Source organism: Corynebacterium sp. UD i78 (genome assembly GCF_056280545.1).
The window spans coordinates 3109510-3134029 of sequence record NZ_JBWCED010000001.1; the positions used below are offsets into that span (position 1 = coordinate 3109510).

Genomic DNA, 24520 nt, shown 5'->3' on the forward strand with positions numbered 1-24520 from the left:
CTACGCCGGCAGGTAGTCGTTCGTCGTGGCCGTCGCGCCGTCGATTCCCCCGTCGAGCAGCCCGTTGTCCCGCATCCAGTCGGCATACTCCGCCCAGTCGGCGGGGTCCTGGACGCCGAAGACCGGCGCAGTTCCGTCCTTCCGCAGTACCGCGACCGTGGCGTCCACCATCTTCGTCAGGGTGTCCGGGTCATAGGCGCCCTTCGTTTCCGGAGTCATCGCGTCTACCGCAGTATCCGGGTCGGCCAGAGCGGCGTCCTGCCCCTCGGCGGTACCGGCGAGGAAGCCACGGACGCGGTCGGCGTAGGCGGCATCCTCCTTCAGGCGGGTGGGGTTGGCGATGATGACCAGCTCGGCGTTGTCCGGCATACCCAGCTCCTCGGGGGAGAGGACCGTGATGTCGGTCTTCTCCGCCAGCTCCACACCCTCGATGTTCGGGTAGGCACCGGCGATGGCGTCCACCTGGTCACTGAGCAGTGCCTGGTTGAGGTTCTGCTGCACATTCGGCATCTTGATGCTGTCCGGATCGATGCCCGCGGTCCGTGCGATGTAGTCCATCGACGCCTGCTGGGACGGGGTGCCGGACCCGGCGACAGTCTTCCCTGCCAGGTCCTTCGCGGTGCGGATGCCGGAGTCGGACTTCGTGATGATCGAGTTCAACGGGGTGGGGATCAGCGCGCCGACGCTGACCACGTCCAGCCCCTGGGAGGCGGCGAGGATCGTGTCCGTCTCGTAGCTGACGGCCACGTCCGCCTGGCCGAGGGAGACGAGCTTGGCGGCGTCCGCGGTGTTGCCCGGCAGGATGAACTCCGGGTCCACGCCGTGATCCTCGTAGGCGCCGGTGTGGTCGGCGGTGTAGAGCGCGAGGTGGTCGGGGTTCGGGTTCCAGTCCAGCAGGACGCTGAGCTGGTCGGCGTCCGTGCTGCTGTCCGCGTCCGAGGAGCAGGAGGCGAGGGAGACGGTGGTGGCCGCGACGAGGGTGGCGGCGGCGCAGGCGAGGATACGGTTCTTCATGATTCCTTCCGGTGCTGCCGTGGTGCGTTCCAGGGGCAGCAGAGGCGTTCGAGGGCGGTGACGGTGAGCAGCAGGGCTGCGGACATGACCGTGAGGACGATGACGAGGGCGAAGACGAAGTCCGTCTGAAGCCGGGGGACGGCCTGCAGCAGCAGGTATCCGATGCCGTCGGTGGAGCCGGTGTACTCGGAGAAGACGGCGGCGACCGGGGCGTAGGTGGCGGTGATCCGCAGCCCGGCGAAGGCCGACGGCAGGGCGGAGGGGAAACGGACCCGCCAGAACAGGGCGGAGCGGGAGGCGTGGAGACTGCGCATGGTGTCGATGAGGACCGGGTCGGCCGAGCGGATCCCGGACAGCAGGTTCATCGCCACCGGGAAGAAGCAGGCCAGGGCGACGACCAGTACCTTCGGTGCCATGCCGTAGCCCAGGGCGATGGTGAACACCGGGCCGATGACGATCGTCGGGATTGACTGGGACGCCACGAGCAGCGGGGAGAAGGCGTTGCCCACCACCGGCAGTAGTCCGGCGGCGACACCGATGAGCAGTGCCGCACCGATACCCAGCGCCATACCGGCCAGGGTCTCGGCCAGGGTCACCCAGGTCGCAGGGCCAAGGCGGTCGGACCAGTTGTCACCGAGTGCGGCGAACACGGATCCGGGGGAGGGCAGGATGTAGTCATCGGTGCGTCCGCCGGTGGTGGCGAACACCCATGCGGCAGCGATGAGGACCACCGTGACCAGGGGCGGGAGGACCTGCTGACGGAGACGCGTCATGCCACGGCCTCCCCGTAGCCACCCAGGCGGCGGAGGATCTCCGCACGTGCGGCGGCGAAGTCCGGGTCGGCGAGGATCTCCGACCGGGGACGCCCGGCGCGCCGGGAGAACCAGCCTGGCCAGTCTCCGGCGACGGCCCCGTCGGCCAGGAGTATCACCCGGTCGGCGAGCAGCAGCGCCTCATCGACATCGTGGGTGACCATGACGAGGGTGGCGCCGGTGCCGGTGAGCAACTCAGACAGCCAGTCCTGGATCTCGCCGCGGGTGATGGCGTCCAGGGCACCGAGCGGTTCATCGGCGAGCAGCACCGGTTTGTCGGCCAGCAGTGCCCGGGCCAGGGCGGCGCGCTGACGCATACCGCCGGACAGTTCGGACGGTCGGGACGTGGCCCAGTCGCCGAGACCGCAGCGCTCCAGCATCGCAGTGGCGCGACCCCGTGCCACACGCCGGGACACACCCCGGTTGCGCAGCGGCACGGCGACATTGTCACGGACCGAGAACCACGGCAACATGCTGTCGCCCTGGGGCATCAGTGCGCAGTGGGAGAGGCGGGCGGTGGGGTCGGTGTCCCCCAGGACACTGATCTCGCCCGCGGTCGGGGCGAGGAGACCACCGATGAGGTGGAGCAGGGTGGATTTCCCGCAGCCGGAGCGGCCGATGACGGCGAGATGTTCTCCGGTTGGGACGGTGAGGTGCACGTCGGTGAGGACGGCAGGGCTCTTCGGGTAGGCGAGGTCGACATGGTCGACCGTCACCGCCACGGCAGGTGGCGTGGGCACAGACATTCCTCCGCTCATGTGAATGAGGTCAGGTTCGGCGGGTGTGATCTCAGCCCCGGGTCTTGTTGCCCGGGACACCCCGTGTCGGTTGGTTGTCGGATATTCAGTTGCGTCGGTCATCATAGACTGATGGACCGCCCGACCGACACCGTAACCATGAAACCCTGGACCGATCTCACCCCGGAGGAGGTCTACGCGATCGCCCGGCTGCGCACCGAGGTCTTCCTCCGCGAGCAGCAGTGTGATGACGAGGAACTCGACGGACGCGACCTCGAACCGACCACCGAGCACTGGTGGACCGGGGTGGAGGGTGACGTGGCCCCTACCGCCCCCACCACCTACCTGCGCGTCCTGCGCAACGAGGACGCCGAGATCGTCGACGGTCTTCCGACCGCGCACCTGGTCATCGGCCGCGTGGTGACGGACCCGGAGCACCGGGGCCGGGGGCTGGCGTCCCTCCTGCTGGCAGCGGTGATCGAGCGGCACGGGAATGAACCGATGATGCTGCACGCCCAGTTCCATGCGCGGCAGCTGTACGTCAACGTCGGCTTCGCCCCGGTCGGCGAGATCTTCGACGAGGCCGGCATCGACCACATCACCATGGTCCGTCCGGCGGACTGAGCCGGGCTGAGCTACCGCCGGACGAACTGGCCGTCGCGCAGGTGCCGGTAGAAGGTCACTGAACTCACCGGCCGCGGATGGGCCACCCCGTCGCGCACCACGGTGAGCTTCTCTCCACCGGCCTGCAGGGCACGACCGGTGAGCACCGTGTCCGGGTCCACACCGCCGGGCTGCGCCGTCCCGCCGAGCAGCCCGAACAGCCGCTTCTTCGGCGGATGCTGTGCCGCCACCGAGTCCTGCGTCGAGGGTGTGGTCAGCGGGGTCGCGGCCAGACCGGGCGCACCGGTCGTCGGGACGAACCGGGCACCGTAGGGTCCCGGCCGACCGTTCCACGTCGTAGCCGAGTCGTTGAGGAACAGCGTTTCCGAGTCGACGATCACCTCGCCGACCATTGTCGAGCCGGCGTGGAAGATCTCCGCGCAGCCGAGGGTGACGGTGCCGGTGTCGTCCCGGATCAGGGCGGTGGGCTGGGCCGCACCGGTCAGTGCCGCATCCAGTGCCGCGTCGCCCGGCAGTTGCCCGGCGTCCAGCCCCCACACCTTCGCGACGGAGGACGCCGCATCCGTCGGCACGAACCCCACCGAGATCCACAGGGCGTCGATCCGCATCAGCCGGGTGACCACGGCGGCGAGTGCGGCGTCCGATCCGATGACCACGACCCGTACCGGTTCATCGGGTTCCTGGGGTGCGGTGACCGGGGAGGCCTGGTGCGGCACATCGGGCTGTGCGGCGATCTCGTCGAGCGACGGGGTGGCGTCCACCGGCAGATAGGTCGCGGCCAGTTCGTCGAGGAGTTTCAGTTCCTTCCGGCCGGGGACCTCGGAGAGCGTCACCGCGTCCGGGGCGGCGTCACGTACCGCGTCCTGAAGGGAAGGAGGGAGGATGCCGCACATCAGAACCACTGTCGCCATGGCATATACCTTAGCGGCAGGCTAGACTGTTTCTTTGGCCAGATACGCTGAACCGTCGAGGAGCGACGAACAACAATGACAGCAATCATCGTGGTGGGTGCCCAGTGGGGGGACGAGGGCAAGGGTAAGGCGACCGACATCCTCGGCGGCAGGGTCGACTACGTCGTCAAGCCCAACGGCGGCAACAACGCCGGTCACACCGTCGTCGTCGGTGGCGAGAAGTACGAGCTGAAACTGCTTCCCGCCGGCGTCCTCAGCGAGAACGCCACCCCGGTCATCGGCAACGGCTGCGTCGTCAACCTCGAGGCCCTCTTCGAGGAGATCGACGGACTTGAGGCCCGCGGAGCGAACGCCTCCCGCCTGAAGGTCAGCGCGAACGCCCAGCTCGTCGCCCCGTACCACCAGGTGCTGGACAAGGTCACCGAGCGATTCCTCGGCAAGCGGGCCATCGGCACCACCGGTCGCGGCATCGGCCCGACCTACGCCGACAAGGTCTCCCGCATCGGCATCCGTGCCCAGGACCTCCTCGACGAGTCGATCCTGCGGCAGAAGGTCACCGGCGCGCTGAACCAGAAGAACCAGATGCTGGTGAAGCTGTACAACCGTAAGGCGATCGACCCCGAGGAGATCGTCCAGTACTTCATGGGCTTCGCCGAGCGGCTCACCCCGATGCTCATCGACGCCGAGCGGGAGCTCAACCAGGCTCTCGACGAGGGCAGGTCGGTGCTCATGGAGGGTGGCCAGGCCACCATGCTCGACGTGGACCACGGCACCTACCCCTTCGTGACCTCCTCGAACCCGACCGCCGGCGGTGCCTGCGTGGGCTCGGGTATCGGCCCGACGAAGATCACCAGCTCCCTGGGCATCATCAAGGCGTACACGACCCGTGTCGGTGCCGGCCCGTTCCCGACCGAACTCTTCGACAAGTGGGGTGAGTACCTGCAGACCACCGGTGGCGAGGTCGGCGTGAACACCGGCCGCAGGCGCCGCTGCGGCTGGTATGACTCGGTCATCGCCCGCTACGCCTCCCGGGTCAACGGTTTCACCGACCTCTTCCTCACGAAGCTCGATGTGCTCACCGGCATCGGTGAGATCCCGATCTGTGTGGCCTACGAGGTCGACGGTAGGCGCTTCGACGAGATGCCGATGAGCCAGTCCGACTTCCACCACGCCGTTCCGGTCTACGAGACCATGCCTGCCTGGGAAGAGGACATCTCCGGTTGCCGTACCTTCGAGGAGCTGCCGGAGAAGGCGCGCGACTACATCCTGCGCCTCGAAGAGCTGTCCGGCTGCCGGATCTCCTACATCGGTGTGGGCCCGGGCCGCGACGAGACCATCGTCCGGCATGACGTGCTCGCCTGATTCTTCGTTGGACGAGCGGGTCGGAGCCGTCCTCGCTGTCATCGGGGACGGGGAGGTCACCGGTTACGGGGAGATCGCCCGCGCGATCGGTATGCCCCACGGTGCCCGCGCTGTCGCCCGGGTCGTGGCTTGGGGCGGGTGGGGATGGGACGCCGCCTGCCCGGTCATTCCGGTCGGCAGGACGCGGGGACGTGCCGGTCGCCGGTGCTTCATCGTCCCGGAAATGGGGGAGGGGGCCGACTCCCGCTCGGCGGCTCTGGCGCGTCGGGCGGTGTCGTTCACCCGGGACGGGGAGAACATCCTCATCCCGACCTCCCAGTGCCTCGACGCCGGGGAGCTGATGGAGCGGCTGGCGGAGCCCTGAGCTTTCGACGTGTCGGATACCGCCCCTCGGCGCGCAGGACCATCGACAAAAGGCAGGTCATCGTATCCGTACATTGATCAGGGGTGTGATATCCGACATCGTCGGTGGCGGAGACCTCGGATAGGCGCACCGTGCGGACGGGTTCGGGCATTACCTCAGTCGAGGATCAGCGGTTCGTGGTGGGCGACCCGGCTACGGAGCGGGTGGATCTTCCTCACCTGTTCATGGACCCATGACCTGGTGAGTTTTCCGGCGGTGCCGTGCTCAGCAGTGGCTACCAGCTGACCGCCCGGGAAAGCGGCGAAGAGGAGTTCGCGGTTCCGGATCTCGTCGTGCCTGGCGAGATCCCGAGGTTCGGGGAGTCCTGTCCCGCCGCCGGAATCGAGGATCGAAACCCACAGCCCGAACATGCAGGTGGAGATCAGTCGACCTCTGATGGTTCCACTGTGTTCCGTAGGCTGACGGAATCCGGCCGGGAATCTCGCCCAGGTGTCGCAGAGTTGCCGGGTGGTGCGGGCGTCCCGGTTCATGCGGCTGCTGGCGAACCACATTGCACCGGATCTGTCTGACAGGGCACGGTCGATCGCATTTCGGAGGGCGATCTCCAGGATGGAGATATCCTGGAAGAATGCTGCGGCGAGTCGGCGGTCCCGATCGTAGAGTGCGATGGCCTGCAGCTCGTCGTAGAAGGCTTCGGTGAAGAAGTGCTTCATGCGCTGCTCTGACACGAGTTTCAGCGATGCGGACGTCATGTTGTCTCCGGTATGTCCCGTGCCGCTGTCACGTTGACATCGACTGATGTGTGACCTGGGTACCATTCTCCCCGCATACAGACTTCCCGTTCAGCGGTGCATGTCGTGGGGGGTTCGGCTTTTGTGGGGGACCGGCGGCGGCCGTGGGTGGTAGGAGGGAGGGAACCCTGAGTCCACATCACCCCTACTGTGACACCCCCGGTGGTTTGAACCACCCGTGAGTGCTGTCACACCCTAGGATGGTCGGGTACCCCAACATATTTCGTCTTACGTCTGCCCGCCCCTACAACTTCCTCAGGAGCGCCACCAGTGAGCTTCGGCTTCCTCTTCTTCGTCCCCACGACCGACACCGGAACACCGGACGGTTACCTGCCGGACAATGCCCTGCTCACACTGGCGAACGACCACATGAACAGCCTGGTGGCCGAAGACAACGCGACCACCATGGATTCCGCCGTCTCCGGTAGCGGATGCTACGACAGCTGGGACGCGGCCGCAGCCAACGCCCCGGCCCCGATCGTCGACCTCGCCGACTGGATCAACCACCACGCCGACCTGGGTGCACATGACCCGAACCTTCCCCCGGCGTTCCGCTTCCTCTCGATCTCCGAGTTCCCGGTGACACCCACCTGCGGCGTCCTCCATGTCGGCGTGCCGTTCTCCACCGGGGACGAGACCGGACGTCAGATCCAGATCAAGGCTGCGGACCTGGGAATCTGCATGGTCGACGACATGGAGCAGGTGTGGGTCAATCCCACCGGCGGCGATTCCGGACTGCGGATGCGCGATTCGCTGGACACGGTCACCACCCACGTCGACCGGGCGAGCATCCTGGCGGTGCTGGGGGAGGACGTCGACCGACGGCGCCGCGCCGACAACGGCATCCCTTTCGTCGTCGTCGAGGTCCACGGGGATGACTCGACGTCCCCGGTGCCCGGCGTCCGCTATGTCCAGGCCGCGTTGACCGGTGCCGGCTGGATCGTGGAGTACCGCACCTCGAACCGGCACTTCCGGCTCGACCAGGAGGTCCTGGACGACGAGAACGCGCTGGGCTACATCTCCCGGGTCCTCGGCCAGTACTCCGCCGGCGAAGACGAAGGATTCTTCGACCACCGCTGGGAGGACGTCTCCGCCGAGCTCATCGTATGACCGACATGACCCCGGTGAGCCGGGGCTACCTGCCTGCCCAGATGCTCAGCATCCTGCCGTGGACGCTGATTCCGCTGACCGCCTGCGTCATCCTCGCTGTTGTCGTCGATCCGGGATTCTGGGCCGGTGCGGCTGTTCTCGGCGTCCTGCTGGTGTGGCAGCTGTGGCTGCTGCCGGCCCAGGCGCGCAACCGCCGTTGGGCGGAGACCACCGATGAACTGCTCATCACGCGTGGACGCCTGTGGCGCACGTTCACCGTCGTGCCCTACGGACGGATCCAGTATGTCGACGTCACCGCCGGTCCGGTGGAGCGGCTGTTCGGGGTGAAGCGGGTGAAGCTGCACACCGCATCCTCCACCAGTGATTCCGAGGTGGTGGGGTTGGACGCCGCGACCGCGGACGCCCTGCGTGACCGGCTGGCCGTCGCTGCCCGGGAGAGGATGAGCGGCCTGTGAGCGACGGGGGATGGCAGCGTGTCCACCCGCTGAGCCCGCTGCTGCGGATGTGGGCGGCGCTCGTCGGTGTCGCCGCGGTGATCGTGTTCCAGCAGGCCGAGTCACTGCGCTGGGCGTGGGACCGGATCGAGGACTCCCCGCTGCCGGGTGTCGTCGTCATCCCCGCGGCGCTTGTCGTGCTGGTCGTGGTCTTCCTGCTGGGCTGGCTGCTGTCCTGGCCGTGGTGGCGGGCGACCCGGTGGAGGGTCGGGGAGGAGGAGATCTCGGTGCGCCGGGGTGTGCTGTCGACGCAACTGCGCACCGCCCGGTTCGACCGGGTACAGGCCGTGGACCTGGTGGAACCGCTCGCGCCGCGGCTGTTCCGGCTGGCCGGGGTGAAAGTCGAGACCGCCGGTGGCGCGGACAGTGCGGTGAGTGTGGAGTATCTGCCGCGGGTGCAGGCCGAGGAGTTGCGGGACGCCCTGCTGGGCCGGGTGCGCAGGCGGAACGAGGTAGCGTCCACCGGGATGACGCAACCTGAAGTACTCCAGGGGTCCGTCGTCGTCCCGGAGATACCGGTCACCCGGTCGATCGTCGCCGCCGCGCTGACCGGACCGACTGCGGTGACCGTGATGATCGTCCTGGTCTCGGTCTTCACCCCGGCCGGGCTGGCGCTGCTCCTTCCCGCGGTCGCCGGTCTGGGGCCGTGGATCTGGGGACTGCTCAACCGCAGCTGGCGGTTCACCGCCACCTCCGACGGTCACCTGCTGGGCATCACCTTCGGCTTCAGTGAGCGCCGTCGGCAGACGGTGCCGTTGGACCGGATCCATGCCGTCCAGATCTCCCAGCCGCTGCTGTGGCGGATGCTGGGCTGGTGGAAGGTCGACGTCGACATCGCCGGGTACGGCGAGCCGGGGAAGGACGGGGCGACCACCGCTGTCCTGCCGGTGGGGTCCCTGGAGCAGGCACTCGCCCTGGTCACCCTTCTGGGGCCGCTGGACCACGGACAGGTCGGTACTCTGATGCGTCCGGACGGGGTTCCCACGACGGCCGACTCCACCGGGGGTGTGCGGGTATTCCGCAGCCCGGCGTCCGCCCGGTGGGTCTCCCCGCTCGACCGGACCCGCCAGGGCGTGGTTCTCGTCAGCAGGGATATCGATGCAGACGGCGGCACCACAGACACCGCCCTGGTCTGTCACCGTGGCCGGCTACGTCGGTCGGTGTCCGTCATCGATCCGGCACACGTCCAGGAACTCAGCCACCGGCGGGGACCGCTGCGGCGGATGCTGGGACTGTCGACGGTGCGGTTCGACCTGGTGCCGGGGCCGGTCAAGATGGTCGGCCGGGACCTGCCGGCCGAGGACGCGGTGGAGCTGCTCACCCGGCTGCGGCAGCGTGCGCTGCCGACCGGGCGGTCCCGCTGACCACCCCGGAGTTTTGTTAGCGTTGGCGACATGGCCAACGGATTCCTGCTCATCGCCCCGTCCGCCGTCGGCGTCGGCTACTGCCCGACGGAGCTCGTGCGGGCCGCGGTCGGTGTACCGGACGCGCAGGAGCAGGAGGATCTCGTCGACCTGGCCGACGAGATCCGGCAGATCCCCGGCGTCCTCGGCTTCTTCAACCACTCTTCCCCGACAGATGCCGGCGTCCTCATCGAAGACGGTGACGGTACCGCGGACACCGTGGCGGCGCTGGTCTCCCTGGCGGTGGCGAACCGGCTCTGCCTCGTCGGCTACGACATCGCCGGGGGAACGGTCGGCGACGTCCTGGTCAACGCCACCGGCGGGCCGACCGACTGTCGGATGCGCACCTCGCAGGACGCCGTGACCCTGCACGTCAGCCGTCAGAGCGTCAGTGATGTCCTCGGTGCGGACATCGCTGCGAACGAGGGGCCGGACGGCCGCCCGTTCATCGTCATCGAACCGGTCGACCGGGCACTGTCCCCGGTACCGGGGGTGGTGTTCGTCCAGGCGGCCCGCACCCGGGGAGGACGCTGGATCATCGAGCACCGGTCCGGCGACCGGATCATGGCACTGGAGTACCCGGTCCTGTCTGTGGAGTACCTCATCGATGTCCTGGCCCTGTTCATCAACGGTGACGGTGAGGAGTTCCTCGACCTGGAGTGGGAGGAGACCGACGTCACCGTGGATGCGCTCGACGGCACAGACCCTTCCACTGCACCACCGGAGGCCCAGCCGGTGACCTTCCTCTTCTTCCGCGCCGAGGACTTCGACGACGCCCCCGGTGAGTTCCGCACCGCCCGGGACTTCGCCGCCGCTGCGGGGGAGTTCGCCGATGTCGCCTCCGGCGCGACCTGGGACGCCACCACCCCGGAGGTTCTCGACGACCTCGCGGCGTGGATGAACCGGCGTGCCCTGCAGGCCGCCGAGGACCCGGCGAATCCGCCGTCCCATCTCTACATGGACCTCGACCCGTACCCGGTGCGTCCGAGAGGGGCGATCCTCAAGGTCACCGTGCCGCTGGTCGCGGAGATCCACGACGACACCTTCGCCGACCTCATCCTGCGCGCCGCAACCACCGGGGTGTGCATGCTCGAGGAGACCGGGCGGGTGTGGGTGAACGCCAGTGGACTGGCCCCCGGCGCGCCCCCGACGCTGTGCCGGTTCAGCGTCCGCGGCGGCGGACTGGTCGCCTCAGCGACACCGGAGTCACTCCGGGCCACCCTCGAGTCCGCGGTCATCGCCGGTACCGAAGGCTTCGTGCTGTCGGTGGAACCCACCGGACGCGGCGTCCCCGAACCGGTCGACGGGGTGCGGGAGGTCCAGATCGGCATCGGTGACCACCGCTGGATCGTCCACCGTCTCGCCGAGGGCGAGCGCCTCTCCCTGGTCGATCCGGGTACCACGGTGGAGGACATCGTGGACCTGCTCACCGGCTTCATGGGCGGGGACGCCACGGTCCTGCTCGACCGGGAGTGGGAGGACATCTCCGAGGGCACCGTGCCGGATGAGACGACCCGCTGGCAGCTCTCCGATTCGGTGGGCAATGTCTTCAACGTCGGTGAGGCCGAGGTCCATGTCGCCGTACCGATGAACTACGCCTCGGATCTGGACTGGTTCCAGGTCGCCGACCAGGTCGTGCTCGGCGACTACATCACCGCCGACCGTCACCTGGGCACCCGCTGGTCGGTGATGTGGGGCCACGGGTACGGCGAGGAACAGTACTACCGGCGGATCGTCGATTCCCGGGAGGACGCCGAGTCCCTTATCCACGCGTGGATCGACGAGTCCGAACAGGACTTCCTCGCCCGCGGCTGGGACCTCGTCGACAATGACTAGAGGTGTGCCCCGGCTCGTCGCTGATGTCGACACCGGCATCGACGACGCCCTCGCCCTGCTGTGGCTGGCGGCACTGCACCGGCGCGGCGTCCTCGATCTTCATGTCACGACCGTTGCGGGGAACACCACCGCTGCGGCGGCGGCCCGGAATTCCGTCGAGGTGCTCCGGGTGGCCGGTACCCCGGACGTGCCGGTGACGGTCGGGGCGTCACGGCCGCGGGTGCTGCCGCTGACGACGACGCCGGAGACCCACGGGCCGGAGGGCCTGGGGTACTGCATTCCGACCGATCCGGTGGTGGAGGTAGAGGGGACTGCGGCACAGGCCGTGGCGGCGTGGGAGGCGGCGTCCCCGGAGAAGATCCTCGTCATCGGGCCGGCCACCAACCTCGCGTGGGCCGTGGAACACGCCCCGCATCTGCTGCGGGACACGCAGGTGACGCTGATGTGCGGGGCGTTCCTCTACCCGGGCAACACCACCCCGACCGCGGAGTGGAATGCGTGGTCGGACCCGCACGCTCTGGCGTACTGCCTGGACAACTGGCCTGCGGCCGCCCCGACACCCGTGATCTGTCCGCTCAACGTCACCGAGCGGGTGCTGCTGACCCCGTCGGAACTGCGGGAATGGGTCTCCATCGCGTCTCCGGAGGTCGGGGTCCTGCTCGACGAGGTGCTCCGGTTCTACATGGAGTTCCACGAGTCGGTGGGGGTCGGCTACGTCGCGCAGATCCACGACCTGGCGGCGGCGACCGTGCTGTGCGGTCCGGTCGACGCGGAGCTGCAGGACGCCACGGTGCGGGTGGAGGCGGAGTCTGACCTGCTGCGCGGCACCACGGTGGCGGACTGGACCGGCGGGACGGCGCAGGGGGAGGGGCGCACCGGCGCGGCCGGACCGGCCGGATCGGACGGTCCGGCCGCGGTCGGCCCGTACTGGTCCCGCCCGGCGAATGCGAAGGTCCTCACCGGACTCGACCCGGCGGCGGTGTTCGCCTGCTTCAGGGATGCGGTGGGGGCACAGCGGTCACAGGCTAACTGACAGATACTGCCGGACAGATCCAAGGTCGGGTCAACGCTGCCCGAATGAACGCCGGGTGAACTGAGGGTGTCGGAAAACCCCAACCTGAATCCGGAGTGACTCCATGCTTTTCTTCCCCTCCCGGGGGCGTAGACCAGACACACCCCCAGACTCGCCGGACGAACCGGATCCGGTGGTGCCGGTGGAACCTGCCGGTGACCGGCTGCGTGCCCCGGGTGCCCTGCACGCCTTCAACCGCTACGAGCTCAAGTATCTCGTGCCGACCACCCGGGTCCCCGAACTGCGTGAGGAGATCGCAGCGCGTATGGTGCGTGACCCGCACGCCGGTGAGCGGGGCTACCCACTGTGGAGTGTCTACTACGACACCTCCGACCTGCGGTTCTACTGGGAGAAGATCGAGGGGCTGAAGTTCCGCCGCAAGCTGCGGATCCGCCGCTACGGCGAGATCGACGGCAACACCGCCGACGATGCCCCGGTCTCCGTGGAGATCAAGCAACGCGTCAACCGCGTCACCCAGAAGCGTCGGGTGATGCTGCCGTACAGCTGCGCACTGGACCTGTGTGACCGGCGGCAGCATGTCACGGTGCCGGGTTCGGAGGAAGGGGACGCCGACCAGTTGTTCGTCAACGAGGTCCTCGACCTCATCACCCGCCTGGATCTCCACGCCACGGCGATCACCGGGTACCAGCGTGAACCTTTCGTCGGCACGGACTCCGACCTCGGTCTGCGGGTCACCTTCGACCACCGCGTCCGCGGTCGTGACCGGGACTTCGACCTGCGTCTGCCGGCGGACAACCGGTACATCATCCCGCCGACCTACTCGGTGCTGGAGATCAAGGTCAACGAGCGTGCCCCGTACTGGATCACCGACCTCACCGCCCGGCACGGCCTGCAGATCCAGCGGATCTCGAAGTACTGCCAGAGTGTCGAGGCCCACGGCCTGGCGCCCCGGTCCCGCTTCCACGTCGCCGAGGAACAGACCCCCGACACGACCCCGCAAGCCCCTACCGTCCCTGACACCTCTACCAAGGAAAACACCCTCCCATGAACCTCGATTTCAGCGTGAACGACCTCTCCGGCACTTTCAGCGTCGCCGATGTCCTGCTCACCCTCGTCCTTGCCGTCGTCTGTTCCGGTGTGGTCGCGTACACCTACCGCGGCACACACCGGAACGTCAGCTACTCGCAGAGCTTCGTGCAGACCCTCATCATGCTGGGCATGCTCGTCTCCGTCATCATGCTCATCGTCGGCTCCAACATCGCCCGCGCCTTCGCTCTCGTCGGCGCCCTGTCGGTGGTCCGCTTCCGCAACGCGGTCAAGGAGACCCGTGACGTCGGCTTCATCTTCCTGGTGATGGCCATCGGCATGGCCTGCGGTACCCGCTTCTACACCCTGGCGGTCCTGGCCACCGTCGTCATCTGCGCGGTCATCCTCATCATGAGCAAGTTCAACATGTTCGCGCTCAATGTCCAGCGTCAGGTCGTCAAGGTCCAGGTTCCCGCCGATGACGGCGATTACGCTCCGGCCATCGAGGACATCCTGATCCGTCGTACCGAGGAGTTCGAGCTGATCAGCACTGAGACGGTGCGCAACGGTGCCCTGTTCGAGTACGCCTACACCGCCCGACTGAAGAACGGCGTCGCGCCGGGGCAGCTCATCTCCGAACTGCGTGCCGTGAATGTCGGCCAGAAGGCGACGGTGCTGACCGGCTACGACCAGACGGATATGTGACATGGCTGACTCACCCCGCCCACTGACCGCACTCAAACGCCGGCTCCCGGTGAAACTGCGCCAGCACTGGAAGCTGGTGGCGGCGAGCATCGCGTCCGTGGCTGTCCTCGCGCTCGGCTTCGGCGGGGCGATGGTCCGCCCGACCATCACCTCCGCACTGTCGACGCAGGAGGAGCTGGTCGAGGACATCGACGGAGACACCGAGTTCTTCGACTCCGGCGAGCATTCCGTCGAGATCAGCTACGACGAGACCGAATACCGGGACATGATCGCCGAGTTCCAGTCGAGCGGCGAGAAGAATTTCATCCGTGCGGACGTCACCATCGACGGCACCCTCATCGAGAACGTGGGCCTGCGGCTCAAGGGCAACTCCACCCTGATGTCACTGAAGTCCACCGACGGTGGGGAAGGAGGCCCCGGTGGTGGAGGTATGCCCGGCGGCGGTATGGGCCAGACCGAGCTCTCCTTCGATGACCCGCAGTCTCTGCCGTGGCTGATCAGTTTCGACGAGTACGAGGAGGGACGCGCCTACGGGGGCGACACCCGGATGTCGCTGCGTCCTGCGACGAGTGGCTCGTCCACCGCGGTGAACGAGGCGCTGGCGCTGGCCATGACGGCGGAGTCGGGTCAGACCACGCAGGACTACACGGTGGCGTCCGTCTCCGTGAACGGCGGCGAATCGACCTCCCGGATCGTCGTGGACCTGCCTGACGGTCAGTGGGCCAATGACCTCGGGAACGGTGTGCTGTACAAGGCCAGCGCCGACGGCGGCATGGACTACCTCGGCGAGGATCCCACCGACTACGAGGAGGCCTTCACCCAGATCAACGCGGTCGGAACCTATGACATGGAGCCGGTGATGCGGCTGCTGGACTTCGTCAACAACTCGAGTGACGAGGACTTCGCCGAGAACCTCGACGACTACGTCGACGTGGACTCCTTCGCGGAGTACCTGGCGATGCAGTCACTGCTGTCCAACGGTGATGCCATGGACGGCCCCGGCAACAACTACTACCTCTGGTACGACACGGACACGGAGAAGTTCTCGGTGCTGTCCTGGGACCTCAACATGTCCCTGTCCGGCATGGGTGGCGGCATGGGTGGCGGCATGGGTGGCGGAGTGCGTGGTGGCATGGACAGCGGTAAGGACACTGCGGCGCAAGCTGACGCCACCGGTGAAGATGCCGGCCAGATGCCCGCGATGCCTGAGGGCATGGAGATGCCTGAGGGTGCACCCGATGGCGCCGAGGGCGGGCCCGGTGGTGGCGGCCCTGAGGGCAGTGGCGGCGCAGGCCGCGGCAGCGGAATCCTCAAGGAACGCTTCCTCGCGAACGAGGACTTCGCCGCCCTCTACGAGCAGGCCTACTCTGACCTCTACGAGCAGCTCATCTCCAGTGGTTACGCGCAGGAGACCCTCGACGAGATCGTCGCCCGGGCGACGGAGGCCGGGGACACCGGTGCAGAGGCACTCGGTGAGACCATCTCCGGGAAGCTGGCGTCGACGGCTGCGACGTCAACCGCTGAGGACGCGGAACAGTCGTCGATGGGCGGTGGTGGTGGACGCCCGGAGTAGGCGGTGGAAACCATTGCAACAGGAAACAAACGGGCCTGTATTGGCATGGAATGAAAAGTGATTCAGCTCATGTCAGAACGGGAGCCTCCGTGTCCGACGCGCCCGGCCGGCGATCACCGACAGTGCCACCGGTCAGGAGGCCTCCCACCTGCTCACCATGAAGACCCTGGGGGACGCCGGGATCACCGGTGCCGCGTCCGCAGGTCTTCCTGGGGAGTCCGTCATCGCCGAAGGTCGCCCGGCTCCCGAGGTCGACCTCGATCAGGCGACGGACATTGCCGTGCTCCCGTTCTTGCACATCTACGGGATGAACTCACTGCTCAACGCTTCGCTGCTCCACCGGATGCACCTCGTCACCATGCCGGCCCTCGATCTCGTGAAGCTCCCGGAGGTCATCGGGCGGTACCGGGTGGACCTGACCTGCATCGTCCCGCCGATCGCCGTCGCCCTGGCGAAGCACCCGGTGGTAGCCGAGTACGGCCTCACCGGCATGAAGCACATGGTCTCCGGTGCCGCGGCATTCGACGGGGAGCTCGCCGACGCCGTGTCCCACCGCATCGACTCCACCGTCGTGAGGGCTACGGCATGACCGAGACCTCGCCGGTGACCCACTGTGCGGTTCTCGGTGAGGCCCCGGCAGCGTCAATCGGGCACCCGGTGTCCAACACCGAGGCGAAGGTCGTCGACGTCTCCGACGAGTCGCTGCCCGAGATCACCGCCTCGGACAGTGACGATCCGGACGCCCGGTCCGCATCCGGTGAACTGTGGATCCGTGGGCCGCAGGTCATGGTCGGCTACCTCGACAACGAGGAGGCCACCGCGCGGACCGTCACCCCCGAGGAATGGCTGCGCACCGGCGATATCGTGGATCTCGACCGCGACGGCAACGTGTACGTCGTGGAGACGATCCCGAAGTCCAACACCGGCAAGATCCTGCGCAAGGACCTCAAGGAGGTCCCGCTGCAGGTCACCGCCTAGCGGCGACTCTAGAGAAGACCCAGTTCCCGGGCAGCGTCCCGGGCCTCGTCCTCGGTGTCGAACTCGATGATCTCGACGGAGACCGAGGTATCGGAGTCCAGGTAGAAGAGGGTGGGGCCGCTGGACTCGACGTCGGAGATACCGACGGTCACCGAGCCGTTCTGGGTGAAGACGGAGCCGGAGGCACCGGGGACGTCACCGTTGAGGGCGTCCTCGAGGTAGATGATGCGGGCGTCCTCGGCGAGAATGTCCACCTGCTGGCCTGAGAGAGGGGAGGGCCCGTCGAGGTAGCAGCTGGTGCCGTCGACCTCACTCTGCTCTGAGGACTCGACATCGTTCATGTTGAAGCTGGTGTCGTAGCACTCGGAGAGATACTCCTCGACCGATGCCGGCACGATACCGCTCCAGCGGAACGGCAGGCTTCCGTCACCGCCGGTGCTGTAGGAATCGTCCGACCCGTCCGTGCTGTCTGACCCGCCGGAGTCCCCGAAGGAATCATCGAGCGGGGCGGAGCTGGTGGTGTCGGAGGCGGTGCTGTCGTCATCGTCGTCATCGTCGCCCCGCAGTGCGAAGATGGCGACCACGACGATGGCGATCACCACGACCAGGGCACCGACGATGATCGCGATGATCTTCCCGCTGCCGCTGCCGCCGCCGCTTCCGTTGCCGCCACCCGGCTGGCCCGGCTGTCCCGGTGCGCCGTACATCGGCGCCTGCCCCGGCTGACCCGGCTGGCCGTACAGCGGTGGCTGCGAACCGTAGGGATTCTGGTTCCAGTCACCCGAGTTCGGGTTCCAGTTCCCGGGGTTCTGCCGGGGATCGTTCTGGTTCGGGTCGGTCATCGTGGACTCCTGAGACGTCTGAGGTTTCCCGCCAGTGTAACCCGGCTCACAGACTCTGGGTGAACCTTCGATGAACCGACACCGTGCCGTTCAGATGCCGGTAGCGTCGGCGATACGGGTCGCCCGCTCGATGAGGAAGTCCGCCACCGCCGCGGTCGGAGCGCCCGAGGTCGCCTCGTTCTCCGGGATGTCCTGGACGCGACGGAGGACGCCCTCGATGATGATCGCGACCTTCCAGAGCCCCAGGACATGCCAGTAGTTCAGGGCGTCCCGGGAGCGTCCGGTCTTCTCCAGGTACCGGTCGGCCAGCTCGTCCGCGGTGGGGAAGCCCTCGGCGAGTGCGGCGTCGAACCCGGGGAGGTTCGGGCCGTCCGCCGTCGGCCAGTAGGCCAGCAGGGAACCGATGTCCGACATCGGATCGCCCAGGGTCGTGAGCTCCCAGTCGACGACAGCATTGACCGTGCCGGTGGACTCGTCGACGATGATGTTGCCCAGGTGCAGGTCACCGTGGACCAGCACGGTCTCGGACTGCTCCGGCACCGTGGCACGCAGCCGTTCGGTGAGTGCCTCCAGGGCCGGGGCCTCCCGGGTCTTCGTCTGGTCCCACTGGCCGGCCCACCGGCGTATCTGGCGTGGTGCATAGGGTTTGTGGGACGCCAGTGATGTCAGTCCGGTCGTCTCCAGGTCGACCCGGTGTACCGCGGACATGGCGTCCACCAGGCCGACAGCAGCGGCGCGGCGGGCGTCCGGGGTCAGCAGCGACGCCGACTCCGGGGAGTTCAGCGAGGTGCCGTCCACCACGGACATGGCGATGACCGGAACCTCCTCGGCGGTCGTGGTCGCCCCGTAGATGGTCGGCGCCGGGACATCCGTGTCCGCGAGCGAGGCCATGATCCTGCCCTCCCGCAGGACGTCGTGGGCCGAGACGGCGAGGTGTCCCAGCGGGGGACGCCGCACGACGACGGAGTTCCCGATGTCATCGGTGGCGAGGTAGGTGAGATTCGACTGGCCGGCACCGATCCTGGTGAGTTCCACCGGGCCGGTGATCCCGCTGTCGGGCAGGGAGGTCAGCCAGTCGGTGAGGGCGGCGGTGTCGAAGGGGGAGGCGGTGCTCTTCGCGGTCATGGCGTCCTTCCTACCGGTACTTGCGCAGTTCCGCCCGCGCGATGGTCATGAGGTGCACCTCATCGGGGCCGTCGGCGAAGCGCAGGGTGCGCAGCCCGGCGTACATGCCGGCCAGCGGGGTGTCGTTGGTGACGCCCTCGCCACCGTGGACCTGGATCGCCTTGTCGACGATCTCGAGGGCGATCCGTGGGGCGAGCACCTTGATCGCGGCGATCTCCTGGCGGGCGGCCTTGTTGCCGACGGTGTCCATCATCCACGCGGCCTTCATCGTCAGCAGTCGGGCGGACTCGATGCTGATCCGGGCCTCGGCGATCCAGTCGCGGATGTTGTCGCGCTCGGAGAGCTTCTTGCCGAAGGTGGTGCGGGACTCGGCACGGCGGCACAGCAGTTCCAGGGCACGCTCGGCGATGCCGATCGAGCGCATGCAGTGGTGGATACGGCCCGGTCCGAGGCGGTCCTGGGAGATACGGAATCCCATGCCCTCGCCGCCGAGGATGTCCTTGTCGGGGACGAAGACGTCCTCGAAGAGGATCTCGGCGTGGCCCTCGCGGTCGTGGTAGCCGAAGACAGGGAGGTTGCGCACGATGGTCACCCCCTCGGCGTCCGCGGGGACGGCGAGCATGGACTGCTGCAGGTGCCGCTCCGCGTCCGGGCTGGTCTTGCCCATGACGATGAGGACGCCGAGGTTGGGGTGCATGGCATTGGAGCTGAACCACTTGCGGCCGTTGAGCAGGTAGCCGCCGTCGACACGGGTGAAGCCCATGGAGATGTTCGTGGCATCGGAGGACGCGACCTCCGGCTCGGTCATGCAGAAGGCGGAGCGGATCTCGCCGCGCAGCAGCGGCTCAAGGTACTTCTTCCGGTGTTCGTCGGTGCCGTAGAGCTCGAGGACCTCCATGTTTCCGGTGTCCGGGGCATTGCAGTTGCATGCCTCGGGGGCGAGCTCGATGCTGCGTCCCATGATCTCCGCCAGCGGTGCGTACTCGGCGTTGGTGAGTGCGGGGACGCCGTCGCCCTCGTGCGGGTGGAAGAGGTTCCACAGGCCGCGCTTCTTCGCCGCCTCCTTGAGTTCGCCGAGGACGGCGGGGAAGTGGTGCGGGTTGCCGGAGGCCTCGATCTGCTCGTGGTAGGTCGCCTCGGCGGGGTAGACGCACTCGTCCATGAAGGCCGTGAGCCGGTTCTGGTAGTCGATACTGCGCTCGGTGTTGCTGAAGTCCATGGTGGTGTCTACTTTCCGGAGATGCTGGAGGTGCCGACGAGCTGCCCGCCGTCGACGACGAGGTTGGCGCCGGTGATCCAGGAGGAGCTGGGGGCGGCGAGGAAGGCCACGGCGTCGGCGATGTCGGCGGGCTCACCGATCCGACCGAGCGGGGAGATGGCGGCGGCCTCGGCCTCATGGTCCTTCCACAGGGCCTCGGACAGGCGGGTCCGGACCACGCCCGGGGCCACCGAGTTCACCCGGGCACGGGGGCCGAGTTCGCGGGCGAGCTGCCTGGTGAGGTGGAGCAGGGCGGCCTTCGAGGAGTTGTAGACGCCGATGCCGTCCTCCATCGTCAGTGCACCGATGGAGGCGATGTTGACGATCGAGCCGGTGGATTCGGCGCCGAGGCCCGCGTCGAGCGCGGCACGGGTCCAGACCAGGGGAGCGGTGGAGTTGATCTCGAAGACCTTGGCGACCAGCGCGGGGTCCTGGTCGGCGACGGGGCCGTAGGCGGGGTTGGTGCCGGCGTTGTTGACGAGGACGTCCAGGCGGCCGGTGGCCTCGACGGCGGCGGCGCAGACCGCGGCGGCAGCCTCCGGGTGGGCGACGTGGCCGGCGAGGCCGGTGACGGTGCCGGCTCCGGTGGTGTCGGCGAGATCTGCGGTGATCTGTGCGGCGGCCTCCTCGGCGGCGTCCGCCTTACGCGAGGTCAGGAAGACATTCGCGCCGGACGCGGCGAGGAGGTGTGCGGTGGCGTAGCCGATACCGCGGGACCCGCCGGTGACGACGGCGGTGCGGTCGGTGAAGTCGTAGGTGGTCATGCGACCAACCTAACATGAACTGTGATTCATTTCACCGGAAGTCCGAGCGTTCCCAGCCAGATGCGGTCCGCCGTGGCGCACAGCCGCTCGAAGATCTCGTCGGTGTCGGGGTACCTGCCGTCGACCCAGACCACATACGCCATCCGGGACACGGCGGCGGACAGGGCCATCGCGGTCATCTCCGGATCCTCGACCGTGATCGCGCCTGCGGAGGTCAGTCGCTCCAGGGCACGGGCATTGCGGTCGATGAACCCGTCGGCGCGCAGCAGGCGCTGCCGGCTGAAGTTCTCGTCGGCCTGGGCCACCTGCTCCATGAGTGCCATGATCGACCGGTTCCTCCGGTAGGACGCCAGGTAGGCGCGGTTGGTCGCGCTGATCTGCTCGGCGGGGGTGGGCCTGGCGTCCCCGGGGCCGGTGCTCTGGTCCTGGTGCCCCGCCGAGCGCATCTCGTCCTCCACGTCGGCGAGGACCGCGGCGAGCAGGGCGTCCCGGTCGGCGAAGTAGGTGTAGAGCGTCCCCACCGAGCAGCCGGCCTCGGTGGCCACCCCGGTGAGTTTCGCGTCGTGGTAGCCGTCACGGAGGAACACCGTCCGCGCGGCGGCGAGGATCCCCTGGCGGCGGCGTTCGGCCCGGGCTTCGCGGTCGGAGGCTGTGGTGTTACCTGAGTCACTCATGGGGAAGATCGTATACGCTGGCCGCATCGAAAGGAGATTCATGTCCGCTATTTACCTGGTCAGGCATGGTCAAGCAGGGCAGGATGCTCTGGACAACGCCTCCGACGGCGGCTTTGAGGCCGCCTACGACCGGCTGAGTGATCTCGGAAGGCGCCAGGCAGGCACCGTCGGACGTGCTCTGGCGCAACGGGTCCCGGCACGCACCCCGGTCATCCACGGCCCTCTGGTCAGGCAGCGTGACACCGCCGCTGCTGTGGCCGCCGCCCTGAACTCCGCCACGCCCACTGTCGACGACGCCTGGAAGGAGATCCGCTTCGGCGACATCCTCACCCCCTGGTTCCGGGAGAATCCGGGTCACACCGAGGCGCTGAAGCGGGCGAAGGCCGGCAAACTGCCCCGCGCCCAGGTCGACGAGGTCAACCGTGCACTCATGGGCGCGATCGACGAGTGGACGACCGGGTCCGGGTACGGGGACTTCCGGCAGACTGTCCGGGCAGGACTCTTCGCCGCCGCCGATGTGGCGTCGGAGACGGGCTCGGCGGTGGTCGTGAGCTCAGGCGGTCCTATCGCGGCGTGCGTCGCCGAGACGCTGCCCGGGGTGTCCTGGAGCGACCTGATCTCCACCGTGCTCAATGCGTCGGTGACGGTGCTCGGGGTGGGCGCCGGGGTCGACGGGGCGCCCCGCCTCTCGCTGCGGTCGCTCAACGAGCACGCACATCTGGATGACCTGGACGAGGAAGGGCGGCATCCGCTGCGGACCTTCGGCTGATGAAATGAACGGAAGTTCCGCAGTTGACGCGGGGGCAGTCTAGTCTCGTTTCAGATGTGAAATTCACCCGCCGTCCGGATCGTCCCGAGGAGTCCCCTGTGCCTGTCCCCAGTCCCCACCACACCATCGAGATCCCCGAGGTCAGCGTATTTGACCTGCTGTTCGCCGGGCTGACTCCCGAGGAAGAGGGCAGAGTCGCCGTCACGGACTCGTCCACCGGTTCGGTGACCACCTACGGCGAACTCCGTGACCGGGTGGACGCCTTCGCCGGGGCTCTGGCCCACCGCGGACTCGGCGTCGGCGATGTCGTGGCCCTCCATGCCCCGAACTCCCTGGCCTTCGTCGTGGCCTTCCATGGGATCATGCGTGCCGGGGCGACAGTCACCACCGTCGGTGCCCTCGGCACCGCCCAGGACATCGCCAAGCAGGTCACCGCGTCCGGGGCGTCCCTCATGCTCACCGTCGGTGCGCTCGGGACCGCCGGCGCTGAGGGAGCGGAGGAGGCGGGCCTCGACGAGGACGCCGTCATCGACCTCGTCGATGAGGCGAACGGACTGGCGTCCCTGCTGGCGGAGGGGCATGCCGCGCCGGAGGTGGAGTTCGACCCGGCCACCCACATCGCGGTACTGCCGTTCTCCTCCGGCACGACGGGCGTCCCCAAGGGCGTGGAGCTCAGCCACCGGAACCTGGTCGCGAATATAGTCCAGTGCGGTCCGCTGCTCATGGCCAACGGCCAGACGCCGGACTCCACGATCATGTGCGTGCTGCCGTTCTTCCACATCTACGGGATGAATGTGCTGCTCAACACCTCGATGTACAACCGGCTGCACATCGTCACCATGCCGTCCTTCGACCTGCCGCGGTTCCTGGAACTGCACCAGGTCCACGACATCGACTTCACCTTCGTCGCTCCGCCGATCGCCGTGGTGCTGGCCAAGCACCCGCTGGTCGACCGGTACGACATCTCCTCGCTGACCACCGTGCTCTCCGGTGCGGCGGCGCTCGACGAGAAGCTCGCCGATGCGGTCCAGAAGCGGCTCGGGGTCGCTGTGCTCCAGGGTTTCGGGATGACCGAGGCGTCCCCGGTGACGCACGTCTCCACCCGTGGTGAGACTCCGCTGGCGTCCATCGGCCTGCCGGTCGCGAACACCGAGTGCAAGGTCGTTGACCTCACCGACGCGGACTTCGCCGAGATCCTGCCGCCGGGCAACGAGGGTGAGCGGTCCGAGGCCGGCGAGATGTGGATCCGTGGTCCGCAGGTCATGCTGGGCTACCTCAACAACGAGGAGGCCACCGAGGTCACGCTCATGCGCGACGGATGGCTGCGCACCGGCGACATCGTCCGGTACGACCACGAGGGCAACGTGTACGTCGTCGACCGGTCGAAGGAACTCATCAAGTACAAGGGCTACCAGGTCGCGCCGGCGGAACTCGAGGCGCTGCTGATGTCCCACGAAGCCATCGCGGACGCCGCAGTGGTCGGCTACCGCAGGGAGTCTGACGGTGAGGAGGTGCCGCGGGCGTTCGTGGTGCCGCAGGTCGGGCTGGACGGCACTGTGCTGGAGATCGGCAAAGAGGAGCTGATGGTGTGGGTGGCCGAGCGGGTCGCCCCGTACAAGAAGATCCGGATGGTCGAGTTCACCGACGTCATCCCGAAGTCCGGTACCGGCAAGATCCTCCGCAAGGACCTGCGGGACGTGCCGGTGAGCGACTGATCATCCCGTTGGCCACCCCCTGCTAGCCTGAGGAAATTTCCAGCGGAGTGGAAGGATAGTCGAAGAACTGGTCGCAACCGGAGCGTCCGGCGCGGACGTACACGACCAGACCCGTCACCGTATGGCTCCGCCGCTCGACCTCGGTCGCCACTGCGGCCGTCACCGTGTGGGTGCTGGTCCGGTATCCGTCGATGCCGGACACGGTGCCCGTCCACTTCGGCACCGGCGGGGAGGCGGACGACCGGGGATCGAAGTCGACGATCCTGTGGCTGTCGCTGATCATGCTGGCGTGTATCGGTGGATGTCACCGACTTTCGTCGCGGTCAACACTCTCGTCTACGTCGTACCCGGTCTGGTCGTGCTCATCGGCGGCACCGTTGTGCCACACCAGGCCGTCATCCTGGATGAACCAGCCGGCACCGATACTGGTCCCGGGGGCCGACAAGGTGCCCGTGTCGACGCAGAGCAGTGGGGTGAAGGCGTCCTCCCGGCCCGGCAAGGGACTGTTGGGCAGTCGGCACAGGTCAGGTCGAGTTCACGCTTCCAGGACTTCGCGAGTACCTCCGGGACCATGCCGCGACTCTGGTGCGTTCATCTGAT

27 protein-coding genes are annotated in these 24520 nt (G+C 67.7%); 16 read left to right on the forward strand and 11 right to left on the reverse strand.

Going from position 1 to position 24520, the window contains the following annotated elements; genetic code table 11:
* The 3 genes from ACZ9GM_RS14520 to ACZ9GM_RS14530 are packed head-to-tail and all read right to left on the reverse strand — an operon-like array spanning position 1 to position 2572.
* Positions 1–1014 carry an ABC transporter substrate-binding protein gene (locus ACZ9GM_RS14520; protein ID WP_291476085.1) on the reverse strand — a complete coding sequence of 338 codons (1014 nt, stop codon included), beginning with the start codon at positions 1012–1014 and terminating at the stop codon, positions 1–3.
* Complete coding sequence (locus ACZ9GM_RS14525; protein ID WP_291476087.1) at positions 1011–1787, reverse strand: ABC transporter permease; 777 nt, start codon at positions 1785–1787, stop codon at positions 1011–1013. The genes ACZ9GM_RS14520 and ACZ9GM_RS14525 overlap by 4 nt, the downstream gene beginning before the upstream one ends.
* The gene (locus ACZ9GM_RS14530; protein ID WP_476038372.1) at positions 1784–2572 is read right to left on the reverse strand and encodes an ABC transporter ATP-binding protein; all 789 of its coding nucleotides are present in this window, start codon (positions 2570–2572) and stop codon (positions 1784–1786) included. Before ACZ9GM_RS14530 ends, ACZ9GM_RS14525 begins: the two co-directional genes overlap by 4 nt.
* Before the next feature lie 150 nt (positions 2573–2722).
* On the opposite strand from ACZ9GM_RS14530, the gene ACZ9GM_RS14535 reads away from it, so the two are divergent.
* Positions 2723–3187, forward strand: a complete 465-nt coding sequence (locus ACZ9GM_RS14535) for a GNAT family N-acetyltransferase (RefSeq protein ID WP_476038264.1) — start codon at positions 2723–2725, stop codon at positions 3185–3187.
* An 11-nt stretch (positions 3188–3198) separates the two neighbouring features.
* On the opposite strand, the gene ACZ9GM_RS14540 is transcribed toward ACZ9GM_RS14535, so the two are convergent.
* Complete coding sequence (locus tag ACZ9GM_RS14540; RefSeq protein WP_476038265.1) at positions 3199–4098, reverse strand: hypothetical protein; 900 nt, start codon at positions 4096–4098, stop codon at positions 3199–3201.
* Between the two features lie 75 nt (positions 4099–4173).
* Between ACZ9GM_RS14540 and ACZ9GM_RS14545 the strand changes: the two genes are divergently transcribed.
* Both ACZ9GM_RS14545 and ACZ9GM_RS14550 read left to right on the forward strand, forming a co-directional pair.
* Positions 4174–5460 carry an adenylosuccinate synthase gene (locus ACZ9GM_RS14545; RefSeq protein ID WP_291476093.1) on the forward strand — a complete coding sequence of 429 codons (1287 nt, stop codon included), beginning with the start codon at positions 4174–4176 and terminating at the stop codon, positions 5458–5460.
* Positions 5444–5824, forward strand: coding sequence for an MGMT family protein (locus ACZ9GM_RS14550; protein WP_291476095.1), 381 nt, complete (start codon positions 5444–5446; stop codon positions 5822–5824). Before ACZ9GM_RS14545 ends, ACZ9GM_RS14550 begins: the two co-directional genes overlap by 17 nt.
* A gap of 155 nt (positions 5825–5979) precedes the next feature.
* On the opposite strand, the gene ACZ9GM_RS14555 is transcribed toward ACZ9GM_RS14550, so the two are convergent.
* Positions 5980–6576 (reverse strand): hypothetical protein, encoded by a 597-nt coding sequence (locus tag ACZ9GM_RS14555; RefSeq protein ID WP_291476097.1) that lies wholly within the window; start codon positions 6574–6576, stop codon positions 5980–5982.
* A 309-nt stretch (positions 6577–6885) separates the two neighbouring features.
* Here ACZ9GM_RS14555 and ACZ9GM_RS14560 point away from each other — a divergent pair, with 309 nt between their 5' ends.
* From ACZ9GM_RS14560 to ACZ9GM_RS14605, 10 genes are all read left to right on the forward strand, one after another.
* Positions 6886–7725 carry a hypothetical protein gene (locus ACZ9GM_RS14560; RefSeq protein ID WP_291476099.1) on the forward strand — a complete coding sequence of 280 codons (840 nt, stop codon included), beginning with the start codon at positions 6886–6888 and terminating at the stop codon, positions 7723–7725.
* A gap of 5 nt (positions 7726–7730) precedes the next feature.
* Entirely contained in the window at positions 7731–8180 is a 450-nt protein-coding gene (locus ACZ9GM_RS14565) for a PH domain-containing protein (RefSeq protein WP_288629709.1), read from the forward strand.
* Positions 8177–9583 carry a PH domain-containing protein gene (locus ACZ9GM_RS14570; protein WP_291476106.1) on the forward strand — a complete coding sequence of 469 codons (1407 nt, stop codon included), beginning with the start codon at positions 8177–8179 and terminating at the stop codon, positions 9581–9583. Before ACZ9GM_RS14565 ends, ACZ9GM_RS14570 begins: the two co-directional genes overlap by 4 nt.
* A gap of 30 nt (positions 9584–9613) precedes the next feature.
* Positions 9614–11458: a hypothetical protein gene (locus ACZ9GM_RS14575; protein WP_291476107.1), complete on the forward strand. Its 1845-nt coding sequence runs from the start codon at positions 9614–9616 to the stop codon at positions 11456–11458.
* Positions 11451–12491 (forward strand): nucleoside hydrolase, encoded by a 1041-nt coding sequence (locus tag ACZ9GM_RS14580; RefSeq protein ID WP_291476108.1) that lies wholly within the window; start codon positions 11451–11453, stop codon positions 12489–12491. Before ACZ9GM_RS14575 ends, ACZ9GM_RS14580 begins: the two co-directional genes overlap by 8 nt.
* A gap of 175 nt (positions 12492–12666) precedes the next feature.
* On the forward strand, positions 12667–13539 hold the full coding sequence (locus ACZ9GM_RS14585; protein ID WP_291476109.1) for a polyphosphate polymerase domain-containing protein: 873 nt from the start codon (positions 12667–12669) through the stop codon (positions 13537–13539).
* Positions 13536–14222 (forward strand): DUF4956 domain-containing protein, encoded by a 687-nt coding sequence (locus ACZ9GM_RS14590; protein ID WP_291476110.1) that lies wholly within the window; start codon positions 13536–13538, stop codon positions 14220–14222. Before ACZ9GM_RS14585 ends, ACZ9GM_RS14590 begins: the two co-directional genes overlap by 4 nt.
* A gap of 1 nt (position 14223) precedes the next feature.
* Positions 14224–15795: a CotH kinase family protein gene (locus ACZ9GM_RS14595; protein ID WP_291476111.1), complete on the forward strand. Its 1572-nt coding sequence runs from the start codon at positions 14224–14226 to the stop codon at positions 15793–15795.
* 157 nt (positions 15796–15952) lie between these two features.
* Positions 15953–16384: an AMP-binding protein gene (locus ACZ9GM_RS14600; protein WP_291476113.1), complete on the forward strand. Its 432-nt coding sequence runs from the start codon at positions 15953–15955 to the stop codon at positions 16382–16384.
* Positions 16381–16773 (forward strand): AMP-binding protein, encoded by a 393-nt coding sequence (locus tag ACZ9GM_RS14605; RefSeq protein ID WP_291476114.1) that lies wholly within the window; start codon positions 16381–16383, stop codon positions 16771–16773. The genes ACZ9GM_RS14600 and ACZ9GM_RS14605 overlap by 4 nt, the downstream gene beginning before the upstream one ends.
* Positions 16774–16781: 8 nt before the next feature.
* On the opposite strand, the gene ACZ9GM_RS14610 is transcribed toward ACZ9GM_RS14605, so the two are convergent.
* From ACZ9GM_RS14610 to ACZ9GM_RS14630, 5 genes are all read right to left on the reverse strand, one after another.
* The gene (locus ACZ9GM_RS14610; RefSeq protein WP_476038266.1) at positions 16782–17615 is read right to left on the reverse strand and encodes a hypothetical protein; all 834 of its coding nucleotides are present in this window, start codon (positions 17613–17615) and stop codon (positions 16782–16784) included.
* 90 nt (positions 17616–17705) lie between these two features.
* Entirely contained in the window at positions 17706–18740 is a 1035-nt protein-coding gene (locus ACZ9GM_RS14615; protein WP_291476117.1) for a phosphotransferase family protein, read from the reverse strand.
* Positions 18741–18750: 10 nt separating this feature from the next.
* Positions 18751–19959: an acyl-CoA dehydrogenase family protein gene (locus ACZ9GM_RS14620; protein ID WP_291476119.1), complete on the reverse strand. Its 1209-nt coding sequence runs from the start codon at positions 19957–19959 to the stop codon at positions 18751–18753.
* Positions 19960–19967: 8 nt separating this feature from the next.
* Positions 19968–20762, reverse strand: a complete 795-nt coding sequence (locus ACZ9GM_RS14625) for an SDR family oxidoreductase (protein ID WP_291476121.1) — start codon at positions 20760–20762, stop codon at positions 19968–19970.
* A 26-nt stretch (positions 20763–20788) separates the two neighbouring features.
* Positions 20789–21436 (reverse strand): TetR/AcrR family transcriptional regulator, encoded by a 648-nt coding sequence (locus ACZ9GM_RS14630; protein WP_291476123.1) that lies wholly within the window; start codon positions 21434–21436, stop codon positions 20789–20791.
* 40 nt (positions 21437–21476) lie between these two features.
* Between ACZ9GM_RS14630 and ACZ9GM_RS14635 the strand changes: the two genes are divergently transcribed.
* Positions 21477–22205, forward strand: coding sequence for a histidine phosphatase family protein (locus tag ACZ9GM_RS14635; RefSeq protein ID WP_476038267.1), 729 nt, complete (start codon positions 21477–21479; stop codon positions 22203–22205).
* Between the two features lie 98 nt (positions 22206–22303).
* A complete protein-coding gene (locus tag ACZ9GM_RS14640; RefSeq protein WP_291476126.1) occupies positions 22304–23920 on the forward strand; it encodes an AMP-binding protein in 1617 nt (538 codons plus the stop codon).
* 22 nt (positions 23921–23942) lie between these two features.
* On the opposite strand, the gene ACZ9GM_RS14645 is transcribed toward ACZ9GM_RS14640, so the two are convergent.
* Entirely contained in the window at positions 23943–24203 is a 261-nt protein-coding gene (locus ACZ9GM_RS14645; protein WP_291476140.1) for a hypothetical protein, read from the reverse strand.
* Between ACZ9GM_RS14645 and ACZ9GM_RS14650 the strand changes: the two genes are divergently transcribed.
* Positions 24112–24519 (forward strand): DUF1648 domain-containing protein, encoded by a 408-nt coding sequence (locus tag ACZ9GM_RS14650; RefSeq protein WP_291476127.1) that lies wholly within the window; start codon positions 24112–24114, stop codon positions 24517–24519. The genes ACZ9GM_RS14645 and ACZ9GM_RS14650 overlap by 92 nt on opposite strands.
* The last annotated feature ends 1 nt before the right edge of the window (position 24520 follow it).